The following is a 17,352-nucleotide window of genomic DNA, read 5'->3' as shown; positions in this document are numbered from 1 at the left end:
GGGTGAGAAGGCAAAAATATGCTGTAAAAATCACCGCGATATGACAATCGAGAGGTTACCTCCGGTAGCTAAAAATTTGTTACAGGCCAATACGCGTAAAAAATCTTCCAGTTCCTCGCCACGTTATTAACAAAATAAATAGAGGCCCCTGAAGAAATAAGCACCTTTCATCGCATTGACCCGCAAAAAAGATTACTTCTAAGAAATCGCTGACAATAATTTAATAAAAACAAACAACTACTCTTAGCGTAAAATAAATCCACCCACACTCCGCCAGCTACCGCCTGAAAACCGCGGCCGACCAGTCCTGCCTGCGATTTTTTCCCATTCTCAGCCAATGTCGAAATTTGTGACATAGAGCAAATTCAAGAGCATAAACTTCGGACATAACTTGCAATAAATTTCATAATCACCGACCTTATTAGATATTAATTACGAAGCGCAAAAAAAATCGCAACCTCTCTCTTGCACAGCGAAATGTAGAACTATGTTGATTCCGTCCAAATTAAGTCGTCCGGTCCGCCTTGAACACACTGTGGTTCGTGAGCGCTTACTGGCGAAACTTTCCGGCGCGAACAATTATCGTCTCGTGCTGATCACCAGTCCTGCCGGGTACGGTAAAACAACGCTCATTTCTCAGTGGGCCGCGGGTAAAAACGATCTTGGGTGGTTTTCGCTGGACGAAGGCGACAACCAGCAGGAGCGTTTTGCCAGCTATCTGATCGCGGCGATTCAGCAGGCTACCGGCAACCACTGCGCGGCCAGTGAAGCGATGGTGCAAAAACGCCAGTACGCCAGTCTCTCCTCTCTTTTTGCGCAGCTGTTTATTGAACTTGCCGACTGGCAGCGCCCGCTGTATCTCGTCATTGATGATTACCATCTGATCAATAATCCGGTGATCCATGACGCGATGCGCTTTTTCCTGCGCCATCAGCCGGAGAATATGACCCTGGTGGTCCTGTCGCGTAACCTGCCGCAGCTGGGCATTGCCAATCTGCGCGTCCGCGATCAGCTTCTGGAGATTGGCAGTCAGCAGCTGGCCTTTACCCACCAGGAGGCGAAACAATTTTTCGACTGTCGTCTGACATCGCCTATCGAAGCCGACGACAGTAGCCGGCTGTGCGACGATGTCGCCGGGTGGGCCACCGCGCTACAACTCATCGCCCTCTCCGCCCGCCAGAATAACTCCTCCGCCCAACACTCCGCCCGCCGCCTCGCCGGGATTAACGCCAGCCATCTGTCGGATTATCTGGTGGATGAAGTGCTGAATAACGTTGACGCCCGCACGCGCAACTTTTTGCTGAAGAGTTCTCTGCTGCGCTCAATGAACGACGCGTTAATCGTGCGCGTCACCGGCGAAGAGAATGGCCAGATGCAGCTGGAGGAGATCGAACGCCAGGGGCTGTTCCTGCAGCGGATGGATGATTCCGGCGAATGGTTCCGCTATCACCCGCTGTTTGGCAGCTTCCTGCGCCAGCGCTGTCAGTGGGAGCTGGCGGTTGAACTACCGGAGATCCACCGCGCCGCGGCGGAAAGCTGGATGGCGCAAGGTTTCCCCAGCGAGGCCATCCACCATGCGCTGGCGGCCGGCGATGCCAAAATGCTGCGCGATATCTTGCTCAATCATGCCTGGGGCATGTTTAACCATAGCGAGCTGGGGCTACTGGAGCAGTCGCTGGCGGCGCTGCCATGGTCCAATCTGCTGGAAAATCCGCGCCTGATCCTGCTCCAGGCCTGGCTGATGCAGAGCCAGCATCGCTACAGCGAAGTCAATACCCTGCTGGCGCGCGCCGAGCAGGAGATGAGTGTGGAAATGGACACCGCGATGCATGGCGACTTCAACGCGCTGCGCGCGCAGGTGGCGATTAACGATGGCGACCAGGACGAGGCGGAACGTCTGTCAATGGTGGCCCTGGAAGAGCTGCCGCTGGCCAACTATTACAGCCGCATCGTCGCCACATCGGTGCATGGCGAAGTTCTCCATTGTAAGGGGAAGCTGACCAAATCCCTCGCCGTGATGCAGCAGACCGAACAGATGGCCCGCCGTCACGACGTATGGCATTACGCCCTGTGGAGCATCATTCAGCAAAGCGAAATCCTCTTCGCCCAGGGCTTCCTGCAGGCCGCCTGGGAGAGCCAGGAGAAAGCCTTCCAGCTGGTACGCGAACAGCATCTTGAGCAGTTGCCGATGCATGAGTTCCTGCTGCGCATCCGTTCTCAGCTGCTGTGGGCATGGGCGCGCCTCGACGAGGCTGAAGCTTGCGCCCGCCAGGGGATGGACGTGCTCTCCACCTATCAGCCGCAGCAGCAGCTGCAGTGCCTGGCGCTGATGGTCCAGTGCTCACTGGCGCGCGGCGATCTGGATAATGCCCGCAGCCACCTGAACCGGCTGGAAAACCTGCTCGGTAATGGTCACTATCACAGCGACTGGGTCTCCAACGCCGATAAGGTGCGAGTGATCTACTGGCAGATGACCGGTGATAAAACCGCGGCGGCCAACTGGCTGCGCCAGACGCCAAAGCCGGAGTTCGCCAACAACCACTTCCTGCAGAGCCAGTGGCGCAACATTGCCCGGGCGCAGATCCTGCTGGGCGACTTCGAACCGGCGGAAATGGTGCTGGAAGAGCTGAACGAAAATGCGCGTTCGCTGCGTTTGATGAGCGATCTCAACCGCAACCTGCTGCTGCTCAACCAGCTGTACTGGCAGTCGGGACGCAAGAGCGAAGCGCAGAAAGCCCTGCTGGAAGCCCTGACGCTCGCCAACCGCACCGGTTTTATCAACCACTTTGTGATTGAAGGCGAGGCGATGGCCCAGCAGCTGCGCCAGCTGATCCAGTTGAACACGTTGCCGGAGCTGGAGCAGCATCGCGCTCAGCGTATTCTGCGCGACATCAACCAGCATCATCGCCACAAATTCGCCCACTTTGACGAAGGGTTCGTCGAGCGACTGCTGAATCATCCGGAGGTGCCGGAGCTTATCCGCACCAGCCCGCTGACCCAGCGCGAGTGGCAGGTGCTTGGCTTAATCTATTCCGGTTACAGCAACGAGCAGATTGCCGGCGAGCTTGACGTGGCGGCCACCACCATCAAGACCCACATTCGCAACCTGTATCAGAAACTGGGCGTCGCCCACCGGCAGGACGCGGTACAGCATGCCCAGCAGTTACTTAAGATGATGGGATACGGCGTCTGACGACGCCGTTGCCGTTTAGCACAGCTCCAGCTGAAGGTTGTTATCAGTGATCACCTTCAGCACGCCGGCCGGCGGCAGCACGTCGGTATAGACCGCATCGACCATACTTATGCTGCCCATGTTGACCATCGCGTTACGGCCAAACTTGGTATGGTCCACCACCAGCATCACGTGGCGTGAATTCTCAATGATCGCCCGCTTGGTGCGCACTTCATGATAATCAAACTCCAGCAGCGAGCCATCGCTGTCTACGCCGCTGATGCCGAGAATGCCGAAGTCGAGGCGGAACTGCGAGATAAAGTCCAGCGTCGCTTCCCCGATGATCCCGCCGTCCCGGCTACGCAGTTCGCCGCCGGCGAGAATAATGCGGAAGTCCTCTTTCACCATCAGCGTGTTGGCGACGTTAAGGTTATTGGTCACAATCCGCAGATCGTTGTGATCGAGCAGGGCGTGCGCCACCGCTTCCGGCGTGGTGCCGATATCAATAAACAGCGTCGCCCCGTCCGGGATCTCGCTGGCCACCCGCCGGGCGATACGCTCTTTCTCCGCAGTCTGGGTCGCTTTGCGATCGTGCCAGGAGGTGTTGACCGAGCTGGAGGGCAGCGCCGCGCCGCCGTGATGGCGGAGGATCATTTTCTGTTCGGCTAAATCGTTCAGGTCGCGGCGGATGGTCTGCGGGCTTACCGCGAACTGCTCAACCAGCTCTTCCGTGCTGACGTAACCCTGTTTTTTTACCAGCTCGATAATGGCGTCATGACGTTGTGTTTGTTTCATGAAATATCCCTGGAAAAATGTCGCCTACCCGACCCCTGTCGGTAAGTCTTTATGCGCGTTTTCGCCCATGTAAGGTATCAACAAACGCCATCGCCAGGCCGGTCGCCAGACCAGCCACGTGCGCGCCGTTGGCGATCGCCATGCCGAAAACATCAAACCAGCCAGCAATTAACCATACTAAAGAGAAGAGTATCAACCCGCGCTGCAGATAAATACCGCTCTGCGGATCGCGCTCGCCCCGCAGCCAGACGTAGCCCATCAGCGCGTAGACCACGCCCGACAAGCCACCAAACCACGGGCCGCTAAACTGGTGCTGCACGAAGCCGCTCAGCAGAGCGCTGATGACGGTGATCACCACCAGCTTGCCGCTGCCGATGCGCTTTTCCACCGCGCCGCCAAGATACCACCACCATAGCAGGTTGAAGAGAATATGCATCAGCGAGAAATGCATGAAAGCATGGCTGAAATAGCGCCAGGCTTCGAACTGCAGCGAAGGATCGTAGGGCCAGGCCAGCCAAATCATCACCGGCTGATCGCCCAGCAGATTTTGCAGGATGAACACCGCGATGCAGATCAGCAGAATCGCCCAGGTGAACGGACCGGCGTTATGCCGCAGCGTGGCAAAGAAAGGAAAGCGCTGATAGCGCAACCCGCTATTGGTCTGTCCGGACTGCCAGCTCGCCGCCAGATAGCGCGGGTCCGCCGGGTTTTCGAGAAAACGCGCCAGCTCAGCCCTGACGCGCCCGGCCTGACTCTCATCAGCCAGCCAGACGTCGCTCTGGGTATGCTGCTGGATGGTCAGGATAATCCCCTGCGTCGCCATATAATCGACAAACGCCTGGGCCACCCGCGGGTTGGCAAAAGAGGTAATCATTAACATGCAGCGAATCGCTTATTCCACACAAAGGGGGATAGTATACCTGCCAGTCGTTAAAACGTCCCGCGCGCCACTTCCGCCGGGAAATGGCGATGCCAGGCGTCGAACCCGCCGTCAACGCTATAGACCTTATCAAACCCCTGCTGCAGCAGATATTGCGCGGCGCCCTTGCTGCTGTTGCCGTGATAGCACATCACCATCACCGCCGTGTCAAAGTCGTTGTCACGCATAAACGCGCCCAGCGTATCGTTGGTCAGATGAAACGCGCCCGGCGTATGACCCATCGCATAGCTTTGCGGATCGCGGATATCGACCAGTACCGCCGTCTGCTGATGCAGTTTCTGGTGCGCTTCTTCAACATTGATGCATTCAAACTGTTCCATGATTCTCTTCTCTTTCTCGTCATGACGGGCGATGGCCGACCCAATTTTACCCTGTAGTGTACCGTCAGGCGGTAAAGAAACGCCAATATGTTACACCCATCACTTCAAAATGTTTTTTTGATGTTACCAAAAGCGCGTTTGTTTGCTATAGTGAGCGATATCGAGCATTTATGAGCTTAAACGAAAGTGTGAGAGGGTAAGAACGTGGAAACCAAAGATCTGATTGTGATAGGCGGAGGCATCAACGGTGCCGGTATCGCGGCAGATGCCGCCGGGCGTGGTTTATCCGTACTGATGCTGGAAGCGCGCGATCTCGCCTGCGCCACCTCCAGCGCCAGTTCCAAACTGATCCACGGCGGGCTACGCTACCTCGAACACTATGAGTTCCGTCTGGTCAGCGAAGCGCTGGCCGAGCGTGAAGTGCTGTTAAAAATGGCCCCGCATATCGCCTTCCCGATGCGCTTTCGCCTACCGCATCGCCCGCATCTGCGCCCGGCATGGATGATCCGTATCGGCTTGTTTATGTACGATCATCTGGGCAAACGCACCAGCCTCCCGGGATCCACCGGGTTGCGTTTTGGCGCAGAATCGGTACTTAAACCGGAAATTGTGCGCGGTTTCGAATATTCCGACTGCTGGGTCGACGATGCCCGCCTGGTGCTGGCCAACGCGCAGATGGTCGTCCGCAAAGGCGGCGAAGTGCGTACCCGCACCCGCGCTATCTCGGCGAAACGTGAGAATGGCCTGTGGGTGGTGGAAGCGGAAGATATTGATAGCGGTGAGAAGTTTACCTGGAAGGCGCGCGGCCTGGTCAATGCCACCGGCCCATGGGTCAAACAGTTCTTCGACGAAGGGATGCATCTGCGCTCGCCTTACGGCATCCGTCTGATCAAGGGCAGCCACATCGTGGTGCCGCGGGTGCATACCCAGAAACAGGCTTATATTCTGCAGAACGAAGATAAACGCATAGTGTTTGTTATTCCGTGGATGGATGAGTTCTCTATCATCGGCACGACGGACGTCGAGTATAAGGGCGATCCGAAAGCGGTGGCCATTGATGATAAAGAGATCAACTATCTGCTGAACGTCTATAACGCGCACTTTAAAAAGACCCTCAGCCGGGACGATATCGTCTGGACCTACTCCGGCGTCCGTCCGCTGTGCGACGACGAGTCGGATTCGCCGCAGGCCATTACCCGCGACTATACCCTGGATATTCACGATGAGAACGGTCAGGCGCCGCTGCTGTCCGTCTTCGGCGGCAAGCTGACCACCTATCGCAAACTGGCCGAGCATGCACTGGAAAAACTGACCCCCTATTACAAAGGGATCGGCCCGGCATGGACCAAAACCGCGGTGCTCCCCGGCGGCGATATCGGCGGCGACCGCGACGACTACGCGGCAAAACTGCGCCGTCGCTTCCCGTTCATCAGTGAATCACTGGCCCGCCATTATGCCCGCACCTACGGGAGCAACAGCGAGTGGATCCTGAAGGAAGCCAGCGCCCTGAGCGATCTCGGGGAAGATTTCGGCCACGAGTTTTATGAAGCCGAGCTGAAATATCTGGTGGAGCACGAGTGGGTGCGCAGCCTGGATGACGCCATCTGGCGTCGAACCAAACAGGGTATGTGGCTGACTGCCGAGCAGCAGGCGCGCATCAGCGAATGGCTGGCGCAGCATGCGGGAAAGTCTGAACTGTCGTTAGCGTCCTGACATCGCGTGGCGCCAGGAGAGAAATACCCGGGCTATGGCTTGCGCTTGGCCCGGATACCTGTTCACAAATTAAACGAGACTTTTTTTCCAGTCGGCAATGTGACATTTATACTGAGTTCTCCCCCCAATGCCGCAATGTAGCGTTTTAGGGTCGAAAGCCGAGGGTCGTTATCTGCCTGTTCCATTTTAGCGATCGTTGGCTGCTTTACCCCCATAGCCGCAGCCATCTCTGTTTGCGACATTTGCAACTCTTCTCGAAGCAAGTTTAAAGCGACAGACTGGCGTATCTCTGCCGCTTTCGCTGCAATACGCTGCTGGCTATCAGGACTCTGTTTCGCCATGAGTTCTTTTAGCGTGGCCATTATCGCTCCTTAGTCAGGTGTTGGCTGAATTCTCTGTCAGCCAGAGTAATCATCTCTTTGTAAAAACGTTTCTCATTCATGCCATCCTTATCGCCCGCACATAAAACGATAGCTTTCCGCAGAGGATCAAAAGCAAAAAAGGCGCGGATGGGGAGCCCATGATGCTGAACCCGCAGTTCTTTCATATTCTGAAACGTTGAATCTTTCACCGTATCAACATACGGGCGCCCAAGCTGCGGAGCAAACTCAGACAGGATGAGCATCGTGGCCAACATATCCTCTTTTAAAGCTCTACTTTGTAATTCGAACCAGGTATCAAACGTATCCGTCGTTTCTACATCCCACATAGGCTATGAACGTAAACTTATTGAGCATTTATCGTACTGCTGGCGAATTCACGTCAATAGTATATTCCCGCAATAGCCTGAATCCTCCCCGGCACTTTTCCGAATAAAACGTTCGCCACACAACACAACGGTGCCAAATGGCCCCGTTGTGTTGTGTGGTGTTGCATTGACTGGCTTACAGCCTTACCGGGTCGATATGCCAGATATATTTCGCGTACTCCTGGATCGTCCGGTCAGAAGAGAAGTAGCCCATGTTGGCAATATTCAACATCGCCTTATAGGCCCACTCTTCCGGGTTTTGATACAGCTCGTCGACGCGATCCTGGCAGTCCACATAGCTACGATAGTCCGCCAGAACCTGGTAGTGGTCGCCAAAGTTAATCAGCGAATCCAGCAGGTCGCGGTAGCGCCCCGGTTCTGCCGGGCTGAAGACGCCGGTACCGATCTGCGTCAGCGCCTGGTGGAGCTCTTCATCCTGCTCGTAATATTCGCGTGGTTTATAGCCGCTGCGACGTAGCTCCTCTACCTCTTCCGCGGTGTTGCCGAAGATAAAGATATTCTCTTCGCCCACGTGCTCCTGCATCTCCACGTTTGCCCCATCAAGGGTGCCGATAGTCAGCGCGCCGTTAAGGGCAAACTTCATATTACTGGTGCCGGAAGCTTCAGTGCCTGCGAGGGAGATCTGTTCCGACAGGTCTGCCGCCGGAATGATCAGCTGCGCCAGGCTAACGCTGTAGTTGGGGATAAAGACGACCTTCAGCTTGTCGCCAATCTGCGGATCGTTATTGATCACCGCCGCCACATCGTTGATCAGGTGAATAATGTGCTTGGCCATATAGTAGGCCGAGGCCGCCTTACCGGCGAAAATATTCACCCGCGGCACCCACTCGGCCTGCGGATCGGCCTTGATCCGGTTATAGCGGGTGATGACGTGCAGCACATTCATTAGCTGCCGTTTGTATTCATGGATACGTTTGATCTGCACATCAAACAGCGCCTTCGGATTGACCACCACATTGAGCTGTTGAGCAATATAGCTGGCCAGCCGCTGTTTGTTCTCAAACTTGGCCTGACGCACCGCCTGATTGACCATCGGGTAGTCGATATGCTGTTTCAGCTCATCAAGCTGACTCAGATCGGTCCGCCAGGTGCGGCCGATATGCTCATCCAGCACTTTCGACAGCGGCGGGTTGGCCAGCGCCAGCCAGCGGCGCGGCGTCACACCGTTGGTCACGTTGATAAAGCGCATTGGGAAGATTTTGGCGAATTCGGCAAACAGTGACTCCACCATCAGTCGGGAATGCAGCTCGGACACCCCGTTGACCTTGTGGCTGACCACTACCGCCAGCCAGGCCATCCGCACACGGCGGCCGTTAGACTCGTCGATAATCGAGGTGCGGCTGAGGAGGTCGGTATCGTTCGGATACTGCTCCTGCAAGGTCTTGAGGAAATAGTCGTTAATCTCGAAGATAATCTGCAGATGGCGCGGCAGAATTTTACCCAGCATATCCACCGGCCAGGTCTCGAGCGCTTCGCTCATCAGGGTGTGGTTGGTATAGGAGAAGACCTGGCAGGTCACCTCGAACGCCTCGTCCCAGCTGAACTTATGTTCGTCGATAAGCAGACGCATCAGCTCCGGTATCGACAGCACCGGGTGGGTGTCATTCAGGTGAATGGCAATCTTGCCCGCCAGGTTGTCATAGGTCTTATGCAACATGTAATGGCGACTCAGGATATCCTGCACCGTGGCCGACACGAGGAAATACTCCTGGCGCAGGCGCAGCTCGCGGCCGGAGTAGGTCGAGTCGTCCGGATAGAGCACGCGGGAGACGTTTTCGGAGTGGTTTTTATCCTCTACCGCGGCGAAGTAGTCGCCCTGGTTGAATTTACCGAGGTTAATTTCGCTGCTGGCCTGCGCGCTCCACAGACGCAGCGTGTTGGTGGCGTCGGTGTCAAAGCCGGGGATGATCTGGTCGTAGGCTTCCGCAATGATCTCCTCCGTCTCAATCCAGCGGGTTTTCTTTCCTTCCTGCTGAATGCGGCCGCCGAAGCGCACTTTATAGCGGGTGTTGTGGCGCTCAAACTCCCACGGGTTACCGTACTCCAGCCAGTAGTCAGGAGACTCTTTTTGCCGGCCATCGACAATATTCTGTTTAAACATCCCGTAGTCGTAGCGGATGCCGTAACCGCGTCCCGGCAGACCCAGCGCCGCCAGGGAGTCAAGGAAGCAAGCCGCCAGGCGGCCCAGACCGCCGTTGCCAAGCCCGGGGTCATTCTCTTCATCGATCAGCTCTTCGAGATCGAGCCCCATCTCCGCCAGCGCGCTGCTCACATCGTCATAAATGCCCAGCGACAGCAGCGCATTCGAGAGGGTGCGGCCGATCAGAAACTCCATCGACAGATAGTACACCTGGCGCACTTCCTGGGAGAGCTGCGCGCGGTTGGAGCGCAGCCAGCGCTCCACCATGCGATCGCGAACGGCAAACAGCGTGGCGTTAAGCCATTCATGCTTGTTGGCGATGGCCGGATCTTTACCGATGATAAACATCAGTTTATAGGCAATAGAATGCTTTAACGCCTCAACGCTCAGCGTCGGTGATGCATAGCTAAAGGGTACATTCATAACAATGACTCCAGTGGTTACATCAAGCGTTGATAAAGTTCGCGATAGGAGTTCGCGGCAACCTGCCAGCTAAAATCCATATTCATCGCCTGACGCTGCACGTAGCGCCAGAGCGACGGGCGCGACCAGAGGACAAAGGCGCGACGGATAGCGCGCAGCAATGACAGCGCATTGCTGTCCTCAAAGACAAACCCTGTCGCCAGACCATCGGCCAGATTCTCCAGCGAACTGTCAGCGACGGTGTCCGCCAGACCGCCGGTGCGGCGCACCAGCGGCAGCGTCCCGTACTTCAGACCATACAGCTGGGTCAGGCCGCAGGGTTCAAAGCGGCTCGGGACCAGAATGACGTCGGCGCCGCCCATAATGCGGTGGGAGAAGGCCTCATGGTAGCCAATCTGCACACCCACTTTGCCCGGGTGTTCGGCGGCGGCGGCGAGGAAACCTTCCTGCAGCACCGGATCGCCGGCGCCCAGTAGCGCCAGCTGGCCGCCCTGCTCAAGCAGACCCGGCAGCGCTTCAAGCACCAGGTCCAGCCCTTTCTGGCTGGTAAGACGGCTGACGACGGCAAACAACGGCGCTTTATCATCGACCTTCAGGCCCATGGCAATCTGCAGCTGACGCTTGTTCTCCGCCTTCTCCTCCAGCGTGTCGCGATCGTAGCGCATCGGCAGCAGCAGATCGTTTTGCGGGCTCCAGATACCGTCGTCAACACCGTTGAGAATTCCCGACAGCCGACCTTCATGATGGCGCTGGCGCAGCAGCCCCTCCATGCCGTAGGCGTAATGCGGCTCGGTGATCTCGCGCGCGTAGGTCGGGCTCACCGCCGTAATATGGTCGGCGTAGTAGAGGCCGGCCTTGAGAAACGAGATCTGCCCGTTAAACTCGAGGCCATGCATGTTATAGAACGACCACGGCAGCTCAATGTCATTCATATGCCAGGAGTAAAACATCCCCTGGTACGCCAGGTTGTGCACGGTAAACACCGATTTAGCCGGGCGTCCGCGCGCCGCCAGGTAGGCCGGCGTCAGGCCGGCGTGCCAGTCATGGGCATGCACCACATCCGGGCGCCAGAACGGATCCAGTCCGCTGGCCATTTCACTTCCCACCCAGCCCAGCAGCGCAAAGCGCAGGACGTTGTCGGGATAAGCGTGCTGGTTGGTATCGTGGTAAGGGCTCCCCGGACGGTCATAGAGATGCGGGGCGTCTATCAGGTAGATCCCCACGCCGTTAAAGTGGCCGTACAGCAGCGTGATCCGCCCGGCGAAGGTATCCCGGCGGGTCACCACCTGGGCATCCACCACGCCGCGACGGATATCGGGAAACGCCGGCAACAGCACGCGCGTATCGATACCCTCCGCGATTTGCGCCGCCGGCAGTGCGCCGATGACGTCCGCCAGACCGCCCGTCTTTAACAGCGGGAACATCTCAGAACATACATGTAAGACCTGCATTAGCGCTCCTGTTTGTGCCCTAATTTCCGCAGCATGTCGCGGGTCACCAGCACGATACCTTCCTCTGAGCGATAGAAGCGGCGTGCATCCTCTTCCGCATTCTCACCAATCACCATTCCTTCCGGGATAACACAGGCGCGGTCAATCACGCAGCGACGCAGGCGGCATGAGCGCCCCACCCAGACATCTGGCAACAAGACTGCCGAATCAATGTTACAGAACGAATTCACCCGCACGCGCGGGAACAGCACCGACTGCACCACCACCGACCCGGAGATAATGCACCCCCCGGAAACCAGCGAGTTCAAGGTCATGCCGTGGCTACCGGAGCGGTCCTGCACGAACTTCGCCGGCGGCAGCGATTCCATATGGGTGCGGATCGGCCAGTTCTGGTCGTACATATCCAGCTCCGGCGTTACTGACGCCAGATCGAGGTTAGCCTTCCAGTAGGCTTCCAGCGTCCCCACGTCGCGCCAGTAGGGTTCGGCGTTCGGGTCGGACTGCACGCAGGAGAGCGGGAAAGGATGTGCATAAGCCATGCCAGCTTCGGTGATCTTCGGAATGATGTCTTTGCCGAAATCGTGGCTGGAGTTCTCGTTGCGATCGTCTTCTTCCAGCAGCTCATAAAGATAGGCGGCGTCAAAGACATAAATGCCCATGCTGGCCAGCGATTTGGTCGGGTCGGTCGGCATCGCCGGCGGGTTGGCGGGTTTCTCGACAAACTCAATGATTTTTTCGTTTTCGTCGACCGCCATGACGCCGAAGGCGGATGCCTCTTCAATGGGCACCGGCATGCAGGCCACGGTGCAACGCGCCCCTTTTTCGACATGGTCGATCAGCATGCGCGAGTAGTCCTGCTTATAAATATGGTCGCCCGCGAGGATCACCACGTACTCGGCCTTGTAGCGGCTGATGATATCCAGGTTCTGCGTCACCGCATCCGCCGTGCCGCGATACCAATTTTCGCCATGCACGCGCTGCTGAGCCGGCAGCAGATCGACAAACTCGTTCATCTCTTCGCTGAAGAACGACCAGCCGCGCTGGATGTGCTGCACCAGCGTGTGCGACTGATACTGGGTAATAACGCCGATGCGGCGGATCCCTGAGTTAATGCAGTTAGATAATGCGAAATCGATAATACGGAACTTGCCGCCAAAGTGAACGGCAGGTTTCGCACGCTTAATGGTGAGATCCTTCAGCCGGGTGCCACGCCCGCCCGCGAGGATCAACGCCACGGATTTGATGGGTAATTGACGCGCCAGCATCAGCGGATCGTTTTTTTCAAGCCTAACCATGATTAACTCCTTTTTACACCCCCGCTTTCCAGCTCATCCCGCCGCGCCGCCGCCACGGGTCCAACCGAAAGCTTCAGGGCTTACGACCTTTGAAATACGCACACTCCGTGCGCGGGCCCATGCCAGACAGCCATGATGACCGGATTATCCTCTCCGGCGAATGGAGGAACGGCGCGCCATTCCCCCTCGGGTAAAACCATATCCACCACCTCTGCGGTGGCGTTCAGCGTGAGCAGCCAGCGATCCGACAACTGGATCTGCATACACGCGGCCCCCTGCTGCCACTCCGCGGCAGTCAGGGGCTGGGCGTTGCGATTAAGCCAGCGGACGTTGCCATCCCCCTCCTGCCACCAGCGGTTGCGGGTGAGCGCCGGAATACGGCGCCGCAGGTGGATCAGTGCCGCGGTAAAGGCGGTTAATCCCGGGTTCGCCTGGCGCCAGTCCAGCCACGTCAGGGCGTTGTCCTGGCAGTAAGCATTATTGTTACCGTGCTGGCTGTGGCCCTGTTCATCGCCCGCCAGCAGCATTGGCGTCCCCTGAGCCAGCAGCAGCGTCGTCAGCAGCGCATGCGCGCTGGCGCGCCGCCGTTCAATCACCGCAAAATTCGCTTCTAATCCTTCTATACCATGATTGTTGCTGTAGTTATTGTTAGTCCCATCGCGATTCTCCTCCCCGTTTGCCTCATTGTGTTTCTGATTGAAACAAACGCAGTCGCGCAGCGTGAAGCCATCGTGGGCCGTCACCAGGTTGACCGTCGCCGATGGCGGCTTGCCATCGCGGGCAAAGAGATCGCTGGAGGCCGCGAAACGTTGGGCAAAATCCCCCAGGGAGACATTTTGCTGTAACCAGAAGCGTCGGGCGCTATCGCGAAAATGGTCATTCCATTCAGCGAACAGCGGTGGGAAATTACCCACCTGATAGCCGCCCGGGCCGATATCCCAGGGTTCCGCAATCAGTTTCACCTGCGACAGCACGCTGTCGCGGCGGATAGCCTCGAACAGCGGCGCATCCTGGCGGAATTCCGGCGTCCGCCCCATCACTGAGGCGAGGTCGAAGCGAAAGCCGTCGACATGGCACTCATCCACCCAAAAGCGCAAACACTGGCGCGCCCACTCCACCACGCCGGGGTGGCTAAGATTGAGCGTATTACCGCACCCGGTCCAGTTGTGATAATCGCCATCCTCCCTTACCCAATAATAGCTACGGTTGTCGATTCCGCGCAGGGAGACGGTGGGCCCTTCGAGATCGATTTCCGCACTATGGTTGAGCACGATATCCAGAATCACTTCGATACCGGCGGCGTGCAGCGCCTTAACCGCATCGCGAAACTCATCCAGGGCGCGATCCGGGTCGCTGGCGTAGCGCGGATCCAGCGCGAACCACGCCAACGGGTTGTAGCCCCAGTAGTTGCTTAACCCCATCCGCTGCAGTCGCGGCTCGCTGGCGAACAGCGCCACCGGCAACAGCTCAAGGGCGCTGATGCCCAGCGATTTGAAGTAAGCGATCATCGCCGGGTGGCCCAGCGCTTTATAGGTTCCGCGAATGGCTTCCGGTAGCTGCGGATTAAGCAAGGTGAGCCCTTTCACGTGCGCTTCATAAATCACCGTTTCCCCCCATGGGGTACGCGGCGGTTTATCGCCACGCCAGTCATAGCGCAGATCCACCACCTGCGATTTTGGCGCGACCGCGGCGCTGTCGCGGCGATCGGGCTGCCACATGCCGCCGTGCAGGCGCTCATCGTCAGGCAGATCGCCCTCGACCCGGTGGGCGCTGGGATCGATCAACAGCTTGGCCGGGTTAAAGCGGTGCCCCTGCGCCGGGTCCCAGGGACCATGTACCCGATAGCCGTAGCGCAGGCCCGGCCCGGCGGCGGCCAGCCAGCCGTGCCAGATGTCGCCGCTGCGCGCCGGGAGATCGAAGCGTTGCTCGTTGCCCTGCTCGTCGAATACGCACAGCTCCACCCGCTCCGCATGGGCGGAGAAGAGGGCGAAATTCACCCCCTTGCCGTCATAGCTGGCGCCCAATGGCGCAGGTTTGCCTGCCGCGAGTGAGGTCATTGCGCCTCCCGGACCAGCCAGATCGTCGCCAGCGGGGGCAGGGTCAGCGACAGCGAATGTTCGCGGCCATGGCTGGCGATAGCGTCGCTTTCCACCACGCCGCCATTGCCCTGATTGCTGCCGTGATAGTGCATGGAGTCGGTATTTAGCGCCTCGCGCCAGCGGCCCGGCTGGTTAATGCCGAAGCGGTAGTCGTGGCGCGGCACCGGCGTGAAGTTGCTGGCGACGATAATCTCGTTGCCCGCCCGGTCACGGCGTACAAAGACAAACACCGAGCGCTCATGGTCGTCGACCACCAGCCATTCGAAGCCGTAGGGGTCAAAATCCAGCTCGTGCAGCGCTTTATGATGACGGTAGGTATGGTTCAGGTCGCGCACCAGCCGCTGGACGCCGTGGTGCCAGTTGTCGCCGCCCTCCAGCAGATGCCAGTCGAGGCTAACGTCATGGTTCCACTCGCGGCCCTGAGCGAACTCATTGCCCATAAACAGCAGCTTTTTCCCCGGGAAGGCGAACAGCCAGCCGTAGTAGGCGCGCAGGTTGGCGAACTTCTGCCAGGCATCGCCCGGCATGCGGTCGAGAATCGATTTTTTGCCGTGCACCACTTCATCGTGGGAGAGCGGCAGCACAAAATTCTCGGTGTAGTTGTAGAGCATGCCGAAGGTCATTTTGTCGTGATGGTAGCGGCGATGCACCGGATCGAGCTTCATGTAATCCAGGGTGTCGTGCATCCAGCCGAGGTTCCATTTGAACCAGAAACCGAGGCCGCCGCCGGCTGGCGGACGGGTCACCCCGGCAAAATCGGTGGACTCTTCCGCCATGGTGACCGCGCCCGGAGTCTGTTCGCCAAGGATGCGGTTGGTGTTGCGCAGAAACTCAATGGCTTCCAGATTCTCCCGACCGCCGTATTCGTTGGGGATCCACTCTCCCGCCTTGCGGCTATAATCGCGATAGATCATCGAGGCCACCGCGTCGACCCGCAGCGCATCGATGCCGAAGCGTTCGATCCAGTACAGCGCGTTACCCACCAGGTAGTTGCTGACTTCCCGACGTCCGTAGTTGTAGATCAGGGTATTCCAGTCCTGGTGATACCCCTCGCGCGGATCGCTGTGCTCATACAGCGAAGTGCCGTCAAACGAGGCAAGGGCAAAATCATCCGCCGGGAAGTGGCCGGGCACCCAGTCAAGAATGACGTTCAGCCCGGCGGCGTGCGCGGCATTGATAAAGTAACGGAAATCGTCGCGGGTGCCGAAGCGGCGGGTCGGCGCATAGAGCCCGGTGGGTTGATAGCCCCAGCTGCCGTCGAACGGGTGCTCGTTAACCGGCAATAGTTCGAGATGGGTGAAGCCCATCCATTTCGCATAGGGCACCAGCTGGTCGGCCAGCTCGCGGTAGCTCAGCCAGAAATTATTATCGGTATGACGGCGCCAGGAGCCGAGATGCACTTCATAGATAGAGATCGGGGCATCAAACTGGTTCGCCGCTCTGCGGTCCGCTGGCTGTTCCACTTTGGGCGGCAGATCGCAGATAAGCGAGGCGCTTTCCGGACGCATTTGCGACTCAAAGGCGTAAGGGTCGGCTTTGACCCGCAGATTGCCGTGGGCGTCAATCAGTTCGAATTTATACAGCTGGCCATTGTGCGCGCCGGGAACGAACAGCTCCCAGATCCCGGACTCTTTGCGGAATCGCATCGGGTGGCGACGGCCATCCCAGTAGTTAAACTGCCCCACCACCGATACGCGGCGGGCGTTCGGCGCCCACACCGAGAAACGGGTACCGGTGACGCCGTCCATGGTGGCAGCGTGCGCGCCCAGCGTTTCGTAAGGGCGCAGGTGGGTCCCTTCCGACAGCAGCCAGACGTCAAGGTCCTGTAACAGCGGACCAAAGCGATAAGGGTCATCGATCAGATTCTGCTGCCCGTGCCAGGTGACGGCCAGCTGATAGCGAAAAGCATTTTTACGCCGCGGCAGGACGCCGCTGAAGAAACCACGCGAGTCGAGACATTCGAGCTTGCCGACTTTGCGTCCGGTTTTCGGTTCAATAACCCACACGTCGGTGGCATCGGGTAATAATGCGCGCACTTCCAGCCCGGCGTCAGTACGGTGCATGCCGAGCACGGAAAAGGGATCCGCGAAATGACCGGCGATTAGCGCATTAATCACGTCTCTATCAATATGATTAGACATGCTTTCATCCTGTTGTAAGTGTCGCTCATTCCTGTAACTGGCGACTTTTTTGACCTGAACGGCGCAGTGCTCTCAGCATCCTCCTGCTCCGTCC

Annotated in this window: 12 protein-coding genes; 2 read left to right on the top strand and 10 right to left on the bottom strand. The window is 57.9% G+C overall.

Going from position 1 to position 17,352, the window contains the following annotated elements; genetic code table 11:
* The first annotated feature begins 487 nt into the window (after positions 1–487).
* Positions 488–3,193: an HTH-type transcriptional regulator MalT gene (gene malT / locus RRF55_RS18715; RefSeq protein WP_016529568.1), complete on the top strand. Its 2,706-nt coding sequence runs from the start codon at positions 488–490 to the stop codon at positions 3,191–3,193.
* Between the two features lie 15 nt (positions 3,194–3,208).
* Here the strand turns inward: malT and RRF55_RS18710 are convergent, their stop codons facing one another.
* Genes RRF55_RS18710 through glpE form a run of 3 tightly spaced genes read right to left on the bottom strand, consistent with a single transcriptional unit; the run spans position 3,209 to position 5,227 of the window.
* On the bottom strand, positions 3,209–3,967 hold the full coding sequence (locus RRF55_RS18710; protein ID WP_002920548.1) for a DeoR/GlpR family transcriptional regulator: 759 nt from the start codon (positions 3,965–3,967) through the stop codon (positions 3,209–3,211).
* 49 nt (positions 3,968–4,016) lie between these two features.
* Positions 4,017–4,847, bottom strand: a complete 831-nt coding sequence (gene glpG, locus RRF55_RS18705) for a rhomboid family intramembrane serine protease GlpG (protein WP_004151408.1) — start codon at positions 4,845–4,847, stop codon at positions 4,017–4,019.
* A 50-nt stretch (positions 4,848–4,897) separates the two neighbouring features.
* Complete coding sequence (gene glpE / locus RRF55_RS18700; protein ID WP_002920552.1) at positions 4,898–5,227, bottom strand: thiosulfate sulfurtransferase GlpE; 330 nt, start codon at positions 5,225–5,227, stop codon at positions 4,898–4,900.
* Positions 5,228–5,431: 204 nt separating this feature from the next.
* Between glpE and glpD the strand changes: the two genes are divergently transcribed.
* Positions 5,432–6,940: a glycerol-3-phosphate dehydrogenase gene (gene glpD, locus RRF55_RS18695; protein WP_002920554.1), complete on the top strand. Its 1,509-nt coding sequence runs from the start codon at positions 5,432–5,434 to the stop codon at positions 6,938–6,940.
* 62 nt (positions 6,941–7,002) lie between these two features.
* On the opposite strand, the gene RRF55_RS18690 is transcribed toward glpD, so the two are convergent.
* The 7 genes from RRF55_RS18690 to glgB all read right to left on the bottom strand — a co-directional run bounded on the left by RRF55_RS18690 (position 7,003) and on the right by glgB (position 17,258).
* Positions 7,003–7,302 (bottom strand): helix-turn-helix domain-containing protein, encoded by a 300-nt coding sequence (locus tag RRF55_RS18690; RefSeq protein WP_002920557.1) that lies wholly within the window; start codon positions 7,300–7,302, stop codon positions 7,003–7,005.
* Positions 7,302–7,649, bottom strand: coding sequence for a type II toxin-antitoxin system RelE/ParE family toxin (locus tag RRF55_RS18685; RefSeq protein ID WP_016529833.1), 348 nt, complete (start codon positions 7,647–7,649; stop codon positions 7,302–7,304). Before RRF55_RS18685 ends, RRF55_RS18690 begins: the two co-directional genes overlap by 1 nt.
* Before the next feature lie 175 nt (positions 7,650–7,824).
* Complete coding sequence (gene glgP, locus RRF55_RS18680; RefSeq protein WP_021312822.1) at positions 7,825–10,272, bottom strand: glycogen phosphorylase; 2,448 nt, start codon at positions 10,270–10,272, stop codon at positions 7,825–7,827.
* A 17-nt stretch (positions 10,273–10,289) separates the two neighbouring features.
* Positions 10,290–11,723 carry a glycogen synthase GlgA gene (gene glgA, locus RRF55_RS18675; protein WP_130974867.1) on the bottom strand — a complete coding sequence of 478 codons (1,434 nt, stop codon included), beginning with the start codon at positions 11,721–11,723 and terminating at the stop codon, positions 10,290–10,292.
* Positions 11,723–13,018, bottom strand: a complete 1,296-nt coding sequence (glgC, locus tag RRF55_RS18670) for a glucose-1-phosphate adenylyltransferase (RefSeq protein ID WP_002920566.1) — start codon at positions 13,016–13,018, stop codon at positions 11,723–11,725. Before glgC ends, glgA begins: the two co-directional genes overlap by 1 nt.
* An 80-nt stretch (positions 13,019–13,098) precedes the next feature.
* A complete protein-coding gene (glgX, locus tag RRF55_RS18665; RefSeq protein ID WP_083565609.1) occupies positions 13,099–15,075 on the bottom strand; it encodes a glycogen debranching protein GlgX in 1,977 nt (658 codons plus the stop codon).
* Entirely contained in the window at positions 15,072–17,258 is a 2,187-nt protein-coding gene (gene glgB / locus RRF55_RS18660) for a 1,4-alpha-glucan branching enzyme (RefSeq protein WP_004150069.1), read from the bottom strand. The genes glgX and glgB overlap by 4 nt, the downstream gene beginning before the upstream one ends.
* Positions 17,259–17,352: the final 94 nt, after the last annotated feature.

It is taken from the genome of Klebsiella sp. K47 (assembly GCF_051858335.1).
GTDB classification, from domain to species: Bacteria; Pseudomonadota; Gammaproteobacteria; order Enterobacterales; family Enterobacteriaceae; genus Klebsiella; species Klebsiella pneumoniae.
The sequence above is the reverse complement of the archived record's forward strand: the minus strand, read 5'-3'. Positions and strand labels throughout refer to the sequence as shown.